The 16,613-nt window shown below is 57.9% G+C and carries 16 protein-coding genes; 7 read left to right on the top strand and 9 right to left on the bottom strand.

From position 1 onward, the window contains the following. Positions 1 to 8: 8 nt before the first annotated feature. Both ACR1XU_RS04825 and ACR1XU_RS04830 read right to left on the bottom strand, forming a co-directional pair. Positions 9 to 845, bottom strand: a complete 837-nt coding sequence (locus ACR1XU_RS04825) for a methyltransferase domain-containing protein (protein WP_170676671.1) — start codon at positions 843 to 845, stop codon at positions 9 to 11. 45 nt (positions 846 to 890) lie between these two features. Continuing rightward, a complete protein-coding gene (locus ACR1XU_RS04830) occupies positions 891 to 2,225 on the bottom strand; it encodes an NAD(P)-dependent oxidoreductase (protein ID WP_480907743.1) in 1,335 nt (444 codons plus the stop codon). Between the two features lie 474 nt (positions 2,226 to 2,699). On the opposite strand from ACR1XU_RS04830, the gene ACR1XU_RS04835 reads away from it, so the two are divergent. The 3 genes from ACR1XU_RS04835 to ACR1XU_RS04845 all read left to right on the top strand — a co-directional run bounded on the left by ACR1XU_RS04835 (position 2,700) and on the right by ACR1XU_RS04845 (position 5,777). Further along, the gene (locus tag ACR1XU_RS04835; protein ID WP_480907785.1) at positions 2,700 to 3,695 is read left to right on the top strand and encodes a hypothetical protein; all 996 of its coding nucleotides are present in this window, start codon (positions 2,700 to 2,702) and stop codon (positions 3,693 to 3,695) included. A 72-nt stretch (positions 3,696 to 3,767) separates the two neighbouring features. Continuing rightward, positions 3,768 to 5,060: an O-acetylhomoserine aminocarboxypropyltransferase/cysteine synthase family protein gene (locus ACR1XU_RS04840; protein WP_480907745.1), complete on the top strand. Its 1,293-nt coding sequence runs from the start codon at positions 3,768 to 3,770 to the stop codon at positions 5,058 to 5,060. Positions 5,061 to 5,063: 3 nt separating this feature from the next. After that, the gene (locus ACR1XU_RS04845) at positions 5,064 to 5,777 is read left to right on the top strand and encodes a GNAT family N-acetyltransferase (protein WP_480907747.1); all 714 of its coding nucleotides are present in this window, start codon (positions 5,064 to 5,066) and stop codon (positions 5,775 to 5,777) included. 2 nt (positions 5,778 to 5,779) lie between these two features. Here the strand turns inward: ACR1XU_RS04845 and ACR1XU_RS04850 are convergent, their stop codons facing one another. Then, positions 5,780 to 6,475: an SIMPL domain-containing protein gene (locus tag ACR1XU_RS04850; protein ID WP_480907749.1), complete on the bottom strand. Its 696-nt coding sequence runs from the start codon at positions 6,473 to 6,475 to the stop codon at positions 5,780 to 5,782. A gap of 163 nt (positions 6,476 to 6,638) precedes the next feature. On the opposite strand from ACR1XU_RS04850, the gene ACR1XU_RS04855 reads away from it, so the two are divergent. Beyond that, positions 6,639 to 8,612, top strand: a complete 1,974-nt coding sequence (locus ACR1XU_RS04855) for a hypothetical protein (RefSeq protein ID WP_480907751.1) — start codon at positions 6,639 to 6,641, stop codon at positions 8,610 to 8,612. A 65-nt stretch (positions 8,613 to 8,677) separates the two neighbouring features. Here the strand turns inward: ACR1XU_RS04855 and hppD are convergent, their stop codons facing one another. Continuing rightward, a complete protein-coding gene (hppD, locus tag ACR1XU_RS04860; protein WP_480907753.1) occupies positions 8,678 to 9,775 on the bottom strand; it encodes a 4-hydroxyphenylpyruvate dioxygenase in 1,098 nt (365 codons plus the stop codon). A gap of 146 nt (positions 9,776 to 9,921) precedes the next feature. On the opposite strand from hppD, the gene ACR1XU_RS04865 reads away from it, so the two are divergent. After that, on the top strand, positions 9,922 to 10,377 hold the full coding sequence (locus ACR1XU_RS04865; RefSeq protein WP_170616139.1) for an Lrp/AsnC family transcriptional regulator: 456 nt from the start codon (positions 9,922 to 9,924) through the stop codon (positions 10,375 to 10,377). A 19-nt stretch (positions 10,378 to 10,396) separates the two neighbouring features. Beyond that, positions 10,397 to 12,277 carry a monovalent cation:proton antiporter-2 (CPA2) family protein gene (locus ACR1XU_RS04870; protein WP_321253494.1) on the top strand — a complete coding sequence of 627 codons (1,881 nt, stop codon included), beginning with the start codon at positions 10,397 to 10,399 and terminating at the stop codon, positions 12,275 to 12,277. Between the two features lie 31 nt (positions 12,278 to 12,308). Here the strand turns inward: ACR1XU_RS04870 and cobT are convergent, their stop codons facing one another. Continuing rightward, on the bottom strand, positions 12,309 to 13,322 hold the full coding sequence (gene cobT / locus ACR1XU_RS04875) for a nicotinate-nucleotide--dimethylbenzimidazole phosphoribosyltransferase (protein ID WP_480907755.1): 1,014 nt from the start codon (positions 13,320 to 13,322) through the stop codon (positions 12,309 to 12,311). Between the two features lie 79 nt (positions 13,323 to 13,401). On the opposite strand from cobT, the gene cobS reads away from it, so the two are divergent. Next, positions 13,402 to 14,166, top strand: coding sequence for an adenosylcobinamide-GDP ribazoletransferase (gene cobS, locus ACR1XU_RS04880; RefSeq protein WP_480907757.1), 765 nt, complete (start codon positions 13,402 to 13,404; stop codon positions 14,164 to 14,166). Here the strand turns inward: cobS and ACR1XU_RS04885 are convergent. The 4 genes from ACR1XU_RS04885 to ACR1XU_RS04900 form a co-directional block, all read right to left on the bottom strand. After that, entirely contained in the window at positions 14,163 to 14,930 is a 768-nt protein-coding gene (locus tag ACR1XU_RS04885; RefSeq protein WP_170619040.1) for an ion channel, read from the bottom strand. The genes cobS and ACR1XU_RS04885 overlap by 4 nt on opposite strands. A 118-nt stretch (positions 14,931 to 15,048) precedes the next feature. Further along, the gene (locus ACR1XU_RS04890) at positions 15,049 to 15,558 is read right to left on the bottom strand and encodes a CarD family transcriptional regulator (protein ID WP_170616131.1); all 510 of its coding nucleotides are present in this window, start codon (positions 15,556 to 15,558) and stop codon (positions 15,049 to 15,051) included. Positions 15,559 to 15,840: 282 nt separating this feature from the next. Next, entirely contained in the window at positions 15,841 to 16,179 is a 339-nt protein-coding gene (fdxA, locus tag ACR1XU_RS04895) for a ferredoxin FdxA (protein ID WP_170616129.1), read from the bottom strand. Between the two features lie 66 nt (positions 16,180 to 16,245). Then, positions 16,246 to 16,611 carry an RNA-binding S4 domain-containing protein gene (locus ACR1XU_RS04900; protein ID WP_480907759.1) on the bottom strand — a complete coding sequence of 122 codons (366 nt, stop codon included), beginning with the start codon at positions 16,609 to 16,611 and terminating at the stop codon, positions 16,246 to 16,248. Positions 16,612 to 16,613 lie beyond the last annotated feature (2 nt).

The raw sequence follows: 16,613 nt of genomic DNA on the forward strand, positions 1-16,613 counted from the left end.
TTACCGGGTTAACCGGTTTTCTTGAAAATCATCTCGGTCGGGCGGATGCGCCCGGCGTCAAGGTTTGCGACATAGTTTTTGAACTTCTCAGGGGCAGTATCACCCATCATCAGATGGATCCCCAGCGGTGCGGGGCCGCTTTCGGCCGTGCGGGCAAAGACCTCTTCAAAGAACGCTTTCGCGAATTCCGAGCGATCGTTTTCCGTGATCAGTTCAAATCCAACAGCCGAGGCCGCGTCCCTGTACGCACCAGGCATGTCCACGAACGAGGTGTCGGGCGTCGTCGACCAGGGCAATGGAAAGACCATCGGTTCATCCATCGCACCGCCCATCACGTCAAACAGCGCAAAGGTGCCGCCTTTTGCCAGAACTCTGGCCACTTCGGCGAACAGGCGTTGTTTGTCCTGAATGTTCATACCGACATGCAGCATAACGGCAAGGTCAAAGCTGGCGTTCGGCACCGGCATGTCCAAAGCGCTTCCGGTCAGAAAACGCACCTTGCCTTCAAGACCGACAATTGCACTGAGGGCGGTTGCCGTCTCGACGAACTCAGGAGTCAGATCGATGCCCGTAACGGTCGAGGTGTAGCGGTCCGCAATGTAGCGCGACGTTCCACCGATACCGCAACCGATATCCAGCACCCGAGTTGCGTGGGTCGGCGAAAGCTGCGCGAACAGATGATCCGTCGCAGCAACTCCACCTGTGTGGAATTCGTCGCCCGCTTTCAGGTCGGCAACCGTGGCCGCGTCCGGGTCGATACCGCTCTGCCGTAGCGCATCGCGAACGCGTTCTGTCAGTTCACCTGTCGTATAGTGGCGGGCAACGGCTTCTTCGATCCGGGACATGGCAACACCTCAGCAATGCGATTGAAAGATCAATGCCTCAGTATATCACGAAACAAGCGTTGCATGGATGTCCATCGCGGCATCCCTGCCCTCGGCCACCGCGGTCACGGTCAGGTCTTCGCCACCGGTTGCACAGTCGCCCCCGGCCCAGACACCTTCGATGGATGTGCGGCCTGCGCCTGTAACGACGATCTTGTTGCCGTCCAGATCCAAACCTTCAGGTGCCCCTTCCAATGTCTGACCAATTGCCTTGAGGACTTGATCCGCCGGAACACGAATGGTCTCTCCGGTTCCGCTCAGCTTGCCTTCGCGGGATTCGGTATATTCAAGCTCGATTTCGGCTGTGGAGCCATTTCCATGAATGACCACAGGCTGAACGTTGCACAGAATTCGTACACCATGAGAGGCCGCTAGATCCTGCTCATACCGGCTGGCTCCCATCGCGTCACGGCCGCGACGGTACGCGATGGTCACATGTTCGGCGCCAAGAAGACGGGATTTCACTGCCGCATCCACGGCTGTCATGCCGCCGCCGATCACTACGACATTGCGCCCTACCGGCAGATGCGCAAGGTCATCTGCCTGCCGCACGTCCGAGATGAAGTCGACCGCATTGCGCACTCCGTCCAGATCATGCCCTTGTGCGCGAAGTGCGTTCACCCCGGCCAGACCGATCGACAGGAAAACCGCGTCATAATTCTGGCGTAGCCCGTCCAGCGAGATGGTGTCACCCAGCGCGGAACCCGTCTCGATTACGATACCGCCGATTTTCAGCAGCCAGTCCACCTCGGCCTGAGCAAAATTGTTGGTCGATTTGTAGGCCGCGATACCATATTCGTTCAGCCCGCCCGGCTTGGGCCTGGCGTCGTGGATCACCACGTCGTGGCCATGCATGGCCAGACGATGGGCACAAGCCAGTCCCGCAGGGCCCGCGCCAACCACGGCGATTGTCTTGCCGGTCGATGGCGCCCTTTCGAAAGGATGCACCCCGGTCGCCATGACGCTGTCCGTGGCATAACGTTGCAGTCGACCAATCTCAACCGGCGACCCTTCTGCGGTTTCGCGTACGCAGGCCTCCTCGCACAATGTTTCGGTCGGACAGACCCGGGCGCACATGCCACCCAGAATGTTCTGTTCCAGAATGGTCTGGCCTGCCGCTTCCGGCTGACCGGCCTGAATCTGGCGCATGAACAACGGAATATCGATGTCCGTGGGACAAGCGGTAACGCATGGCGCGTCATAGCAGAAATAGCACCGATCCGCCGCCACAGCCGCCTCATGCGCGGCCAGCGGCGGATGCAGATCCGTGAAATTCGAGGTCAGCTCATCGCTGGAAAGCCGCCCGGCGACAATACCGGGGACCATCTGGCCCTGTGCCATCACTCTACTCCCTGTAGATATGTTTATTGTGACCTCAGCTTGCCACAAACAAATTTTTTATCAATTGGTAAAATTTATAAAATCACCAAAAAGTCGAAAAAGCTGAGGGAACGACCTCAATTTCGCCGTATAGCTTTTTGTTTTTATTTGCTTTTGGTTAAAATTAACTATTCGAAAAAAATCTTCGAGTTAAACTCCATGCATGGTCCAATAATCACCTGCAGCGGTGGGACAGCGGGTGTTCGACGGACAGCGCAGCCAGTCCCAGGCGCCAAATGACTCGTCTGCTTCCTACCTGCCGCCATTGATGACAAACATGTCCAGGCCTGTTTGAGTTCCTGCGTCGCGTTCAGAATTGGGCGCGCCGCAGCGGTTTTCCAATCTCGCATCTGGTTTTGGCGTCGTCTGCCGCTTACAGTGCGTCACCAGAACCAGAGCAGCGCCGGAGAACGGCGAAAATCCGTGAGTTTATCGATGCAGGCCAAGGCCACCAAGTTCAATATTGTCATCATCGGACAGAACAACCGCCTGCAATACGAGGCTGTGCTGTTTGCCGCCTCGCTTCGACATTGTTCACCGGGATTCACAGGCCGACTGTTTGTTGCGGTTCCCCAACCCGGCCCGCGCTGGCAACAAAACCCCAGCATTCAGAACGAGGATGTTCTCAAAGTCCTGCGACAACTGGACGCCGAGATTCTGCCCTTTGACAACCATGCCTTCGGCGAAAGCTATCCTTTTGGCAACAAGATCGAAGCATTGCTGGCCATGCCCGCGGGTGAGCCATTTGTGTTCTTTGACAGCGACACCCTAATCACGGGCGATCTGAACACAGTTCCGTTCGATTTCGACCGCCCCGGCGCATCATTGAAGGTCGAAGGGACATGGCCAAAACCCACGCTGTATGGCCCCGGTTTCGACGGCATCTGGCGCGCGCTCTATCAACGGTTCGGGCTGGACTTCGAAAGCTCGATCGACACAGACCAACCGCTGGATCACTGGCGGCGCTATCTGTACTTCAATGCAGGGTATTTTTTCTATTCCTGCCCACACGCTTTCGGAAAACGGTTTCTGGAATACGCGCTCACCATCCGCGACGAGGATATCCCAGAGCTTGTTGGCCAGAACCTTGACCCCTGGCTGGATCAGGCCGCGTTGCCGCTGGTGATCCACGCGCTTGGCGGCGGGCGCGACGCCCTGCCGGACGGATTGCTGGATGGCACCGTAAGTTGCCACTACCGGCTGTTCCCGCTGCTTTATGCACGCGAGTCGGATCATGTCATCGAAGTTCTGGAAACAGTGGCCGCGCCGAACCGGATCAAGAAGGTTCTGAAGAACTACGACCCTCTGAAAAAGCTGGTGATCCAACGCAAGGGCGAGAAGATCCGCAATATGTTCGACCGCAAGAACCTGCCCCAGCGCGAGCAGGTCATCCGCAACCAGATCAAGAGCAAAGGACTGTGGATGCGCTGACTGGATCGTTGTGCGCACGCGACCAATGCCCTAGAGATTCTGCAACACAAATACCAACAGGAGATGTTCCAGATGTCTGATGGACCCACTTATGGTTTCGACACGCTGCAAATTCATGCCGGTGCCCGGCCCGACCCGGCGACCGGAGCGCGCCAGACGCCGATCTACCAGACAACCGCTTACGTATTCCGCGACGCGGACCACGCTGCCGCGCTGTTTAACCTGCAAGAGGTCGGCTACATCTATTCCCGCCTGACCAACCCTACCGTGGCTGTTTTGCAAGAGCGTGTCGCGACCCTTGAAGGCGGTGTAGGTGCGGTTTGTTGTTCCTCGGGTCACGCCGCGCAGATCATGGCGCTGTTTCCGCTGATGGGTCCGGGTTGCAATGTGGTTGCATCAACCCGCCTTTATGGCGGCACCGTCACGCAGTTCAGCCAGACCATCAAACGCTTCGGCTGGTCCGCCAAGTTCGTCGACACCGACGATCTGGACGCCGTCCAGGATGCCATCGACGAAAACACACGTGCGGTGTTCTGCGAATCCATCGCCAATCCGGGCGGCTATGTCACAGATATCCGCGCGCTTGCGGATGTGGCGGACGCCGCTGGCATTCCGCTGATTGTCGACAACACCTCGGCCACGCCCTACCTGTGCCGCCCGATTGAACAGGGTGCCACGCTGGTTGTGCATTCGACCACGAAGTACCTGACCGGCAACGGCACTGTCACTGGCGGCTGCATCGTGGATTCAGGCAAGTTCGACTGGTCCGCAAATGACAAGTTCCCCTCGCTCAGCGAACCGGAATCCGCCTATCACGGGTTGAAATTTCACGAGACCTTTGGCCCGTTGGCCTATACGTTCCACGGAATTGCTATCGGGCTGCGTGATCTGGGCATGACGATGAACCCGCAGGCTGCGCATTACACGCTGATGGGGATCGAAACCCTGAGCCTGAGAATGGAGCGCCACGTAGAGAACGCCCAGAAAATCGCCGCGTGGCTCGAAGCAGACGATCGCGTGGAATATGTCACCTATGCCGGTCTGCCCTCGTCGCCCTATTATGATCGGGTCCAGAAGTGCTATCCGCGCGGGGCCGGTGCCCTGTTCACTTTTGCGGTCAAGGGCGGCTATGACGCCTGCATCAAACTGGTCAATGCGCTGGAGATATTCAGCCATGTGGCCAATCTGGGTGACGCACGCTCGCTTATCATTCATTCGGCCTCGACCACACACCGGCAGCTGACGCCCGAACAACAGGAAGCCGCCGGTGCCAGCCCGAACGTGGTACGTCTGTCGATCGGGATCGAGGATGCCGACGACCTGATTGCCGATCTTGACCAGGCGCTCAGCAAGGCAAGCGCCTGATCCATGGCAACCGGCAGCGAAACGAACGACCTTGGCCAGCCGATTGGCTGGCCCGTCTCGGGTGACTTCCCGCGTCCGACACCGCCTTACACGCCGATGCAAGGAAGGTTCTGTTCCGTTGTACCGCTGGATATCAATAGGCACGCGCCCAGTTTGTACCGGGCGTTTACAAACGACGCGGACGGCCACAACTGGACCTACCTGCCCTACGGACCCTTTGAGTCCGAAGCCGCCTTTGTGGAATGGGCCCAGAACAATTGTTCCGATTCCGATCCTATGTTTCACTCGGTTCTGGATGCCAATGACGTCCCGGTCGGCATGGCCTCGTACCTGAGAATCACGCCCGCTGCCGGATCGATTGAGGTCGGGCACATCCACTTCTCGCCCCTTTTGCAGCGCAGGGCGCAATCGACCGAGGTTATGTACCTGATGATGCGCCGCGTTTTCGATGAGCTTGGCTATCGCCGCTACGAATGGAAATGCGATGCGTTGAATGCACCGTCACGACGCGCGGCCGAACGCCTTGGGTTCACTTTTGAAGGCGTGTTCCGGCAGGCGACCCACTATAAAGGGCGCAATCGTGACACGGCATGGTATTCGATAGTCGACAGCGAATGGCCGCGCATCCGAAAAGCCTTTGAAGCCTGGCTGCTGCCCGAGAACTTCGACGCTGCGGGCAAGCAACGACAACCGCTGCAAGCCCGCGCAGAGGTCTGACTTTATTCGGAAATTTCGAATTCCATCAAGACATTGACCGAGATTGAAACCTCACCGCCGGCAACCGGAACATTGCCTGCTTCGGCCATGCTCATCTGGCGCATATGTGGCATGGGCTGCACACCCCCGCCCTGTTCGTCAATTGACTGAACCGGGCCAAGTGTCACGCCCGCGGCCTGGGCCAGTTGCTCGGCCTTGGCGGTTGCCTCGGCGACAGCTTGCGCTCGGGCTTTTGCTTCAAGCGGCTTGAGGTCCTGAACATCGAAACTCAGGCCGCCAAAGTCATTGGCACCGTCCTGAATGACCGCATCCATGATCTCACCCAGCTTGGTCAGGTCACGCACCCGAACAAAAACCCGGTTCGACGCAGCAAAACCTGTGATTTCCGGGTTCTGCCCCGGCACATTGTTTCGGTTGGACCAAACCGGCGAAAGGGACAGATCGCGGGTTTGCACGTCGCGTGCCTCGATCCCTTTTTCGTCCAGTCGCGACATAATTCTGGAAACCGCGTCGGATGTTGCCTGCATCGCCACCGAAGCCTGCGTATCCTGGTTTGTGACACCCAATGTAATGGTCGCCATGTCGGGTGTGGCCTGAACGGTCCCTGCCGCGCTGACAGTGATGCGACGTTCTTCCGCATGGGCCGCGCTTGCCGCCGTCATTGCCAGCATGGCGGCCAGAAAAGCAAATGTCTTCAAGGTGATCCCTCCAATTCTTGCTGTCTTAAGATGGGGTGACCGGGCGCTCTCGTACAAGAGGTGACTTGGCTTTTTCTTTCCCTCGGCGATATCCTGCTTTACTGTCGTGCTGCGAACGCAATGTCGTTTGCATTGACGATGGCAATTATGGTTCTTCGGAGTTATGAAACCCGCTTTTGCGTTATCATTTTCTGCCGACGGAATTTCCCTGCATCACCATTCGGATGACGACTGGTTCTGCATTGGCACGGTTCCGCTGGATGCGCCGGATTTCCCGGATCGCATGCAGGCGTTGCGCGACGCGGGTTTTGCGCTGGAAAACGACCTAAGCTGCAAGGTCGTGATTCCGGAAGACCAAATCCGGTTTTTGACAGTCGAAGCCGAAGGACCGGACGCAGACGATACTGGGCAGAAAGTACGCGATGCACTGACCGGGGCCACCCCGTATACACTGGACGAACTGGCTTATGATACAGCGACGGACGGACAGCAAACTCACGTCGCGGCAGTGGCAACGCAAACTTTGGACGAGGCCCGGGAGTTCGCGACCCAACACGGGTTCATTCCTGTCGTATTCAGTGCAGAAACCGGCCCAAACCCTTTTCCGACCGAGCCCATATTCTTACCTCGGGAAACCACAGAACTGCCCGGTGCACCCGAACCGGCCGATACGGCGCAAGAGCCTGAAGAAGAAGCGGAATCGAACACTCCGGTCCATGCTATCGCGGCGACCGATGCCCCAATCGCATTCCGGGCGCAGACCGCGCCAGGCGCCGAGATTGGCACTGGTGCGGCACACCCAGGTGAAGCCAAACTCTACAAATCTCTGGCATTGGTCGCAGGCGTTCTTGCAGTCGCCATCGGGCTATGGTTCCTGACCGGATCCGAAGACGAAATCAGCCCGGAACCCGTTCTGGCGCAGAGCGTTCCGGACGAAACGGCGCCCCCAAGTGTGCCAGAGCAAGTACTGGCAGAAAAAACACCGGAACCGGAAAGCGATATTGCCGAGGTCGCTGTCGCTCCGCCCCCGGTGAAAGAAACGTCAGAACCGGAAACAGAGCGCTCTGAAATCCCCATCTCTCCGCCTGTGGTTGAGGAAAAAGCCGAGCCGACCGCGACGGATCTTGCTATTCTCGAGGCGTTGGACGTCAGCCCAACACCCGTCGAGCAGGTGGCCCGCGATCCTCAGGCGCAACAGGAACTGCAATCCCAGACAGGTGTTGTCCTGACCGCACCCGAAGCGCTGATCCCACCCCCTGTCGTGCAATCCGACGATCTGTATCTGTCATCGCTTGATCCATCGAACCTTTCGCATGACGCTGTGGCGCTGCCTGCGGCTGAAAAGTTTGACACTGATCAGCCATTCGAACAGCCCGCTGCACCCAGCGGCGCGGGAACACGGTTTGTACTTGATGAGCGGGGTTTGGTTACCCCCACGGCCGACGGTACACTGAATCCGGATGGGGTCATGGTTTTCCTCGGACGACCGTCTTCGGTTCCGCCCGCAGTCCCGGTTCGTTTCGAACAGGAACCCATCGTCGAAGAGGTCAATGACAGGCTGGCCGGGCTGCGTCCGAAAGTCAGGCCAGATGATCTGATCGAAGGGTTCGAGCGCCAGCAGCTGGGTGGTCGGACTCGGGACGAGTTGTCCGGGCTGCGGCCGAAACTGCGGCCAAAATCCCTGCAGGAGCAACCTCAGATTGATGAAACCCCGACCGCGTTGGCGGTCGTTCGGGTTCCGCGCCCCAAATCCCGCCCGGCAGGTCTGGCAGCGGCTTCCGCGCCGAAGGCAACCACCACGTCAGCCAATCTGGGATCAACGGCCGCCATCGATCAAAGCAGTGACGATGTCGGATCGTTTGCGGCAAAATCTGTTGCGCCCAAAATTCCGAGCCGGGCTTCTGTCGCCCGTCAGGCCACGCTGGACAATGCCATCAACCTGCGAAAGCTCAACCTTATCGGAGTCTACGGTTCGCCAGCGAATCGCCGCGCCCTGATCCGGCTGCCCAGCGGCCGCTACAAAAAGCTTAAGGTCGGGGATCGGCTGGATGGTGGCCGTGTTATCGCGATCGGGGACAGTCAGTTGCAGTACCAAAAGAAGGGACGCAACGTGACTTTGAAAATGCCCCGCAGTTAACAGCCAAAATCGAACGGGAAAAAACACGCGCGCCGACACGCCAGCGCGCGCTTTATATAGTCGGGTCAAGCAGCTGAAATCTCGCCACTTTCTATCTGTTCGCGCTCAATGGATTCGAACAGCGCCTGGAAGTTTCCTTCGCCGAATCCGTCGTCACCCTTGCGCTGGATGAACTCGAAAAAGATCGGTCCGATGACAGTCTTCGAGAATATCTGCAGCAGGATCCGTGTCTCGCCGCCATCGACGACACCTTCGCCATCAATCAGGATGCCGTGCTTCATCATCCGGTCCAGGGGTTCGGAATGCCCCGCGACCCGGTCAGTAGACATGTTGTAGTAGGTCTCGTTCGGGCCTGGCATGAACTTCAGCCCCTTTTTCGCAATCGCGTCGGTTGAATCGTAGATGTCCTCACTTCCCACTGCGATGTGTTGAATACCCTCACCCTTGTATTTCTTCAGGTACGAAACGATCTGGCCGGTCTCGCCTCTGTCCTCGTTGATCGGAATGCGGATGCGGCCACAGGGCGAGGTCAGCGCGCGGCTGTAAAGACCGGTGAATTTTCCCTGGATGTCAAAGAAGCGGATTTCGCGGAAATTGAACAGGCTTTCGTAAAACCGGAACCACTTGTCCATATTCCCCTTGTAGACATTGTGCGTCAGGTGATCGAGATAATAGAAGCCGTCACCGCGGGGTTTGGATTGCTGCGTCCACTCGAATTCCTCGTTGTAGGGCGACGTGTCATAATACTGATCGACGAAGTAAATCAGCGAGCCGCCAATCCCCTTGATGGCCGGCACGTTCAGTGTTTTGTCGTCGGCATCGTAAGGCTCGGCACCTTTTGCAACGGCGTGCTCATAGGCCTTTTGGGCATCAACCACGCGCCACCCCATTGCTGGCGCGCACGGTCCATGTTCGGCAACAAACTTGGCTGCAAAGCTGTCGGGGTCGGAGTTCAGGATATACGTGACATCGCCCTGCTGCCACAGTTCGACGCCGGGCTTCTTTTTGTGGTGCCCGACCCTTTCAAATCCCATCTTGGAAAACAGGTCGCGCAACTCCTGCGGTTCTGGATGCGCGAATTCGACAAACTCGAAGCCGTCGGTCCCTGCCGGGTTTTCTTTGCTGATTACGGATTTCGGTGCGTTGTGCGGGAAAGGTCCCATGGCGGGTCTCCTAAAAAACAGGAATTTCTTTGCTGATTCTAAAATACGTCTTAATTGACGCTGTTTCTGCGCATAATTTTCGTGTAAACTAGCTGTATGTGCGCGATTTACGCACCAAAGACAAGAAAAACGGGGCGAATCCGCATATGTTGGATGCCATGGACACACGCCTGCTGTCTGCGCTGCAAAAGAACGCGCACCTGACGGCACATCAGCTGGGTGAAATGCTGAACCTGTCAGCCAGTCAGGCAGGGCGCCGCCGACAAAGGTTGGAGGCGGAAGGATACATCACCGGCTACGCCGCTCGCCTGGACCCGTTGAAACTAGGACTGCACGTGCAGGGTTTCGTCCAGGTTCATCTGGGCACGCACGGCCCCGAACAATCTGCCAGCTTTGCCCGCATGATCGACGCCCGCCCCGAGATTACAAGCGCCTGGACGATGACAGGAGAGGCAGATTATCTGTTGCACATATTCTGTGATGACCTTTCCGCGCTCAACCGCTTGCTTCATCAGGTGATACTGCCGCATCCTGCCGTTGCGAGGGTGCAAAGCCAGATTGTAATGGATCAACTCAAGCGCGACGCACCCCTTCCGACCTGACCGGGACACGAGGACAAACATGGACGATTTCCTTTACCAGGCAACGATCTATCTGGCGGCGGCAGTTATTGCGGTGCCGTTATCAGCGCGTCTGGGGTTGGGTTCTGTACTGGGGTATCTGGCGGCCGGTATCGTGATCGGGCCCATTCTGGGGCTGGTCGGTGCTGAAACCGAAAGCCTGCAGCATGTAGCCGAGTTCGGCGTCGTCATGATGCTGTTTCTGATCGGGCTCGAGCTTGAACCGCGCGCCCTTTGGGATATGCGCGACAAACTACTGGGGCTGGGCGGTCTTCAGGTCGCAATGTCGACGGCGGTGATCGCCGGTGTTTCGATATACGCAAACCACCCGTGGACCGTGGCATTGGCGGTTGGTCTGACCCTTTCGCTGTCGTCGACGGCTATCGTTTTGCAGACCTTGTCGGAAAAGGGGCTGATGCAGACCAATGGAGGGCGGGCCACATTCTCGGTTCTGCTGACACAGGATATTGCGGTCATTCCGATCCTTGCGATGCTGCCGTTGCTGGCCCTTCCGCGCGTTCCGCACCTTGAAGGCGACGGCTCTATCGACCGTGGCAATGTCGATGCGCATGGCGCGGCCCATCACAGCCTGTCCCTGGTCGAGGGCTTGCCGGGCTGGGCGGTCACGCTGGTCACGCTCGGCGCCGTTGCTTTCGTCATTCTGGCCGGTGTCTACCTGACCCGTCCCCTGTTCAGATTCATTCACGCCACCCGCCTGCGGGAAATGTACACCGCACTGGCCCTTATGATCGTTGTGGGAATCTCATTCCTGATGACGCTGGTTGGCCTGTCGCCCGCTTTGGGCGCATTTCTGGCCGGCGTGGTTCTGGCCAGTTCGGAATTCAGGCACGAGATGGAAAGCGATCTGGAGCCGTTCAAAGGTCTGTTTCTGGGGCTGTTCTTCATCACAGTCGGTGCCGGGATCAACGTGGGCTATTTCTTCAACGATCCATTTGACCTGATCGGGCTAGCGCTTCTGGTGATCCTGGTCAAAGGGATCATCCTTTATATCGTCGGACGTGCCTTCAAGCTTCGCGGGCGCGATCACTGGCTGTTCACTCTGGGTCTGGCCCAGGCTGGTGAATTCGGTTTTGTCCTGCTGGCCTTTTCCACGCAGCAGAATGTCATCCCCACCGATCTTTCCCAGAAACTGCTGATGATCATCGCCCTGACGATGCTGATCACACCGCTGCTGTTCATCATCTACGATCAACTCTCGCGCCGCATTGGCGATGTGCGCCCGCAGCCGGAACCGGACGAGATTGACGAAAAAGGCCCGGTTATCATCGCAGGCATAGGCCGCTTTGGCCAAATCGTAAATCGGCTGGTTCGGGCAAGTGGTTTCAAGACGGTCGTTCTGGACCACGACATCGACACGGTGCAGTTGATGCGCAGGTTCGGCGTCAAAGGGTTTCTGGGCGACCCGACCCGCCCCGAACTGCTGCGCGCGGCAGGGATCGAAAAGGCATCCGTTCTTGTCGCGGCCATGGACGATCACAAACAGGTCACGCGGCTGGTTGGCTACGCAAGACGACAACGCCCCGATCTGCACATCATCGCCCGTGCCTATGATCGGAATCATGTTTATGAGCTGTATCAGGCCGGTGCGAACGATATCGTCCGTGAAACCTTCGACAGCTCACTTCGCGCTGGCCGCTATGTCCTGGAGAACATCGGCCTCAGCGACTATGAGGCGGCACAGGCGGAACAGACATTCTATCATCATGACCGGATGTCGGTGCGCGAGCTGGCCGAATTGTGGATACCGGGCATGCCGACGGCCGAGAACAAGAAATACATCGAAAGATCGCGCGAGCTTCAGAAGGAGCTGGAAACCGCGCTTTTGGAGATGGCAGAAGAAAACGCCAAGAAGTCTGCCTGACCCAGGCCCCTACCCAGGTCAGATACAGCGTTTAGCCGTCCGAAACACCGGCCTCGGCAAACGTTGCCATGCCCGAATGACAGGCGACGGCGCTTTTCAGGATGTTGATAGCCAGCGCACCACCCGACCCCTCACCAAGCCGCAAGCCCAGGTTCAACAAAGGTTCTTTGCCAAGCCGCGCCAAGACCGCGCCATGCGCGCCCTCGGCGCTCTGGTGGCCGGCAATTGTGTGGTCCAGCGCCCCTTCGTTCACGTCCGCCAGACAGGCAGCAGCCGCAGAGCAAATGAATCCGTCCAGAATGACCGGAATTCGCAACACACGAGCCGCCGCGATGGCGCCGGCCATGGCGGCAATCTCGCGCCCACCCAGGCAGCGCAGGATATCCAGCCCGTCGCCAGACTGACCGTGCAGAGCGACGCCTTCGGCGACCACCCGGGTTTTGTTGGCCAGACCCGCATCATCAACGCCGGTGCCACGCCCGGTCCATTCGGACGCCTCGCCTCCAAACAGGGCGCAGGCAATTGCGGCCGCCGGAGTTGTGTTGCCGATCCCCATCTCGCCAACCACCAACAGATCCGCCGTTGGATCGACCGCCTGCCAGCCTGTACGCAACGCTGACAGAAGCTCTTGCTCATCCATTGCCGGCGCTTTTGTGAAATCCGCAGTTGGCGTATCCAGATCCAGCGCGTGTACGTTCATCGTCGCACCAGCCGATTTGGCCAGTTGGTTGATCGCCGCACCGCCATGCTGAAAATTCATCACCATCTGAACGGTCACTTCAGGCGGAAATGCTGATACGCCTTGCGCCGTAACACCGTGGTTTCCGGCAAAAACGATCACTTGAGGCGCGGAAATCTGCGGCCGGGCATCCCCACGCCATCCCGCATACCAGATCGCCAGATCCTCGAGCCGACCCAGCGCGCCCGGAGGCTTGGTCAGTTGGCCGTTGCGCTCGGACGCGCCAGTTGTTGCGGTTTCGTCCGGGCCGGGTGCAGAGCTCAGCGCATTCCGGAAAGTTTTCAGGTCGGTAAGTTCGGGCAGCATCGAAAGCCTCGTTGCATCAGAGTGGTCCTGTGTGTTTAACCGAAGCAACCAGACCAACAAGACCCCGAAAGGCGCGGGAGTGCTCAAAAACGACACCAAACTCATTTCCGGCTGGGATATACCCCTGGCTTTGGTGCTTCTGACCCGCCTGCCCGTTCCCCGGCTGCCGGATCATGTATTCGCGCGTCAGGCTCAGGCTGCGTGGGCTTTCCCGATTGCAGGGCTGGCCGTCGGAATAATTTCCTGTCTGGTGGGATGGATTGCCATCTCCCTCAACGTGCCGGCCCTTGTCTCTGCCGGTTTGCTGGTGGGCGTTCTGATTGCAGCAACCGGCGCGATGCACGAAGACGGGCTGGCAGACACGGCTGACGGGCTTTGGGGCGGGTTCACCCGGGACCGGCGGCTTGAGATCATGAAAGACAGCCATATCGGCACCTATGGTGTTCTGGCACTTTTGTTTTCACAATTGATCCGGGTGTTTGCTGTCGCATCCCTGCTGACGGCCGGAGGAATCAGCGCCATCCTGACCGCATGCGTAGTGTCTCGTGCGATGATGCCCGTTTTGATGGCCATCCTGCCAAATGCCCGTTCATCCGGACTAAGTCACTCTGTAGGTCGCCCCCGTTTGATGAGTGCAATTGCAGGCCTGATTGTTGCTTGTGCAGTCTCTGTGGCGCTGATCGGTGGCTCTGCCCTTTTCCCGGTACTTTGCGCGGCGCTGATCGTCGGTCTGTTGGCCATCGTCGCAAAGGCAAAAATCGGCGGTCAGACCGGGGATATTCTGGGCGCGGCGCAGCAATTGGCTGAGGTTACAATCCTTGTTGCGTTGATCGCACGGCTTTAGGCGACACCGCCGGTTTCAATCCGCAACACCTCTCCGCAATGTTTGCAATGCACGGCATCCGGGTCGTGCCGATAAAGTCCACAGCTTCGGCATTTATGCCTGACCTTCTGGGGCATGAATATCGCCTGCGCCAGCCGCACGAAAAGTGCGACGCCGACCACCATGATGAAAACCGAGAACAGCTTGCCCCACGGCGTCGACAGCGTGATGTCACCAAATCCTGTCGTCGTAAGCGTCGCCATCGTGAAATACAGCGCATCAATGTATGGCGTCTGGCTGGTTTCCGGGATGAAGTAGACCAGAACTGCCGTCGAGGTCACAAACACAAAAACCAGCAGGTTGATCGCAGCAATCACTGCGTCTTCATGCGTTCGAAAAAAGGGGCTGTCGCGTCGCAGATCGCGCAACAGATGATAGGAATGGATCAGACGTAGCGCGCGCAATATTCGAAGGAAGGCCAGGCTGCCGGTGAGGAACGGATCCAGGATCAATGACAGGATCACGACGATATCGGCCAGCGTGTAAATCTTGCGCAGCAGTCTTTTGCGATCCTTCGAAATCCAGAGCCGCGCCGAAAAATCCATAAGGATGATCAGGCCCACAATCATACTGACCAGAGTGATGCCGGGCCCATGACCGCCATGTGCGGTGGCGACAAAGAAGATGATCGTAGCAGCATCAAACAGGATCAAGGTATACCTGAACCGCACCGATATCGGGTCTTTTCCGATATAGAGGAACTTTATCGCTTGCTTTACCTTCACTGCCTATCCCCCTTTGTTCAGGGCAAAATTACTCTCAAACCCACCGGGGACCAAGCAGCAGAATAAAAAAAGGCCGCCCCCGATGAGGGACGGCCCAAAATCTGGTAGCCGATTGAGATCAGGCGGCACGCGACATCAGAACCTCGTCGACTTGCTTGGCAGCCGAAATCTCTCCATGCCCGGATACTGCGGCGACTTCGCGGGTCAGACGCTCGAGCGCGGCTTCGTAAAGCTGCCGCTCGGAATAGCTCTGCTCGCGCTGGTCATCGGTGCGGTGCAGGTCGCGAACCACTTCGGCGATCGAAATCAGATCGCCCGAGTTGATCTTTTGTTCGTATTCCTGCGCCCGGCGTGACCACATGGCGCGTTTGACCTTGGCTTTGCCCTTAAGCGTCTTCATCGCCTGACTGATCACGTCCGGCGAACTCAGCGAGCGCAGACCGGATTCGGTGACCTTGTTGGTCGGAACCCGCAGGGTCATCTTATCTTTCTCGAATGAGATCACGAACAGCTCGAGCGAAAACCCCGCAACGTCCTGCTCTTCGATCGAGATGATCTGACCCACGCCGTGCGCAGGGTAGACAACGTAATCGTTAGGGCGGAACTCAAGCTTTTTCGATTTTGACATTCACTTTTTTCCTTCGTTGCGGACCGGGGTACAGACAACAAAAACACCACCACAGGGCGCATCTAAGCCCCGTCTGGCGGCGGTTGTGTTGAAAACTCAGAACTCCAAAGCAAGCATACTTACGGAGCGAACCCCAATCCCGATCATCATGTAGGCACGTAGTATACCACAAAAATGTGGCATCTGAAAGCTTACGCCGCGGAAATTCCGAAAAGCTGCTTGGGAATCAGAAGGATATCCCTCAATCTTTTCAGTTTCCCACCAGATTCCGGGACGAATCGTTTAACCGCCCTCACCCGGCGCTTCGGAGAAGTACTTCTCCATCTTGCCTTCTTCCCCATCACGTTCTTCCGCGTCTGGCAGGGGATCTTTCTTGGTCACGATCACCGGCCACTGCTCGGAGTATTTGCGGTTGAACTCGACCCATTCTTCCATACCCGGCTCGGTATCGGGGCGAATGGCGTCGGCGGGGCATTCCGGTTCGCACACGCCGCAGTCGATGCATTCATCGGGGTGGATGACCAGTGTGTTCTCGCCCTCGTAGAAACAGTCCACCGGGCACACTTCGACACAGTCGGTGTATTTGCAGGCGATGCAGTTCTCGGTGACAACATAGGTCATAGCGGCGTTCCCGTTTGCGGTTTGGGCGTCTAGCTAATTCAGTATGGCTTGCTCTTCAAGTGAGGATCAGCATTCCGGAGGTCGAGAAAGATCAAGTGCGCGCCGATCTTTCTTGGTTGGACGACCTTTTCCTTCAAAACCCGGATTACGCGGTGGTGCGTTCTGCTTTTCGGTCATCTCCGAGTACAGCGTTTGCGCCTCGGGTGCCGGTCCCCGCCGTTCGCCCAGTTTTTCAACACGAACGACGCGCACGATACGCCCCTGAGCGAACGTCAGAACGTCGCCGGGGCCGACCGAATGCGCCGGTTTCACCACACGGTTTCCGTTTACCCGCACGTGTCCGCCGCTGACCTGCTTGGCAGCCAGGCTGCGGGTCTTGAAGAACCGCGCCTGCCACAGCCATTTGTCAATCCGCAGCCGGGCCTCGGCCATCT

The sequence above is a fragment of the Ruegeria sp. D1(2025) genome, from assembly GCF_056536425.1.

Bases quoted from the DNA above. Each gene is read 5' to 3' on its own strand.
- fdxA (WP_170616129.1), bottom strand. From the start codon at position 16,179: ATGACCTATGTTGTCACCGAGAACTGCATCGCCTGCAAATACACCGAC.
- ACR1XU_RS04845 (WP_480907747.1), top strand. From the start codon at position 5,064: ATGGCAACCGGCAGCGAAACGAACGACCTTGGCCAGCCGATTGGCTGG.
- ACR1XU_RS04835 (WP_480907785.1), top strand. From the start codon at position 2,700: ATGCAGGCCAAGGCCACCAAGTTCAATATTGTCATCATCGGACAGAAC.
- ACR1XU_RS04825 (WP_170676671.1), bottom strand. From the start codon at position 845: ATGTCCCGGATCGAAGAAGCCGTTGCCCGCCACTATACGACAGGTGAA.
- cobT (WP_480907755.1), bottom strand. From the start codon at position 13,322: ATGCTGCCCGAACTTACCGACCTGAAAACTTTCCGGAATGCGCTGAGC.
- ACR1XU_RS04855 (WP_480907751.1), top strand. From the start codon at position 6,639: ATGAAACCCGCTTTTGCGTTATCATTTTCTGCCGACGGAATTTCCCTG.
- ACR1XU_RS04840 (WP_480907745.1), top strand. From the start codon at position 3,768: ATGTCTGATGGACCCACTTATGGTTTCGACACGCTGCAAATTCATGCC.
- ACR1XU_RS04900 (WP_480907759.1), bottom strand. From the start codon at position 16,611: ATGGCCGAGGCCCGGCTGCGGATTGACAAATGGCTGTGGCAGGCGCGG.
- hppD (WP_480907753.1), bottom strand. From the start codon at position 9,775: ATGGGACCTTTCCCGCACAACGCACCGAAATCCGTAATCAGCAAAGAA.
- ACR1XU_RS04830 (WP_480907743.1), bottom strand. From the start codon at position 2,225: ATGGCACAGGGCCAGATGGTCCCCGGTATTGTCGCCGGGCGGCTTTCC.
- ACR1XU_RS04870 (WP_321253494.1), top strand. From the start codon at position 10,397: ATGGACGATTTCCTTTACCAGGCAACGATCTATCTGGCGGCGGCAGTT.
- ACR1XU_RS04890 (WP_170616131.1), bottom strand. From the start codon at position 15,558: ATGTCAAAATCGAAAAAGCTTGAGTTCCGCCCTAACGATTACGTTGTC.
- ACR1XU_RS04865 (WP_170616139.1), top strand. From the start codon at position 9,922: ATGTTGGATGCCATGGACACACGCCTGCTGTCTGCGCTGCAAAAGAAC.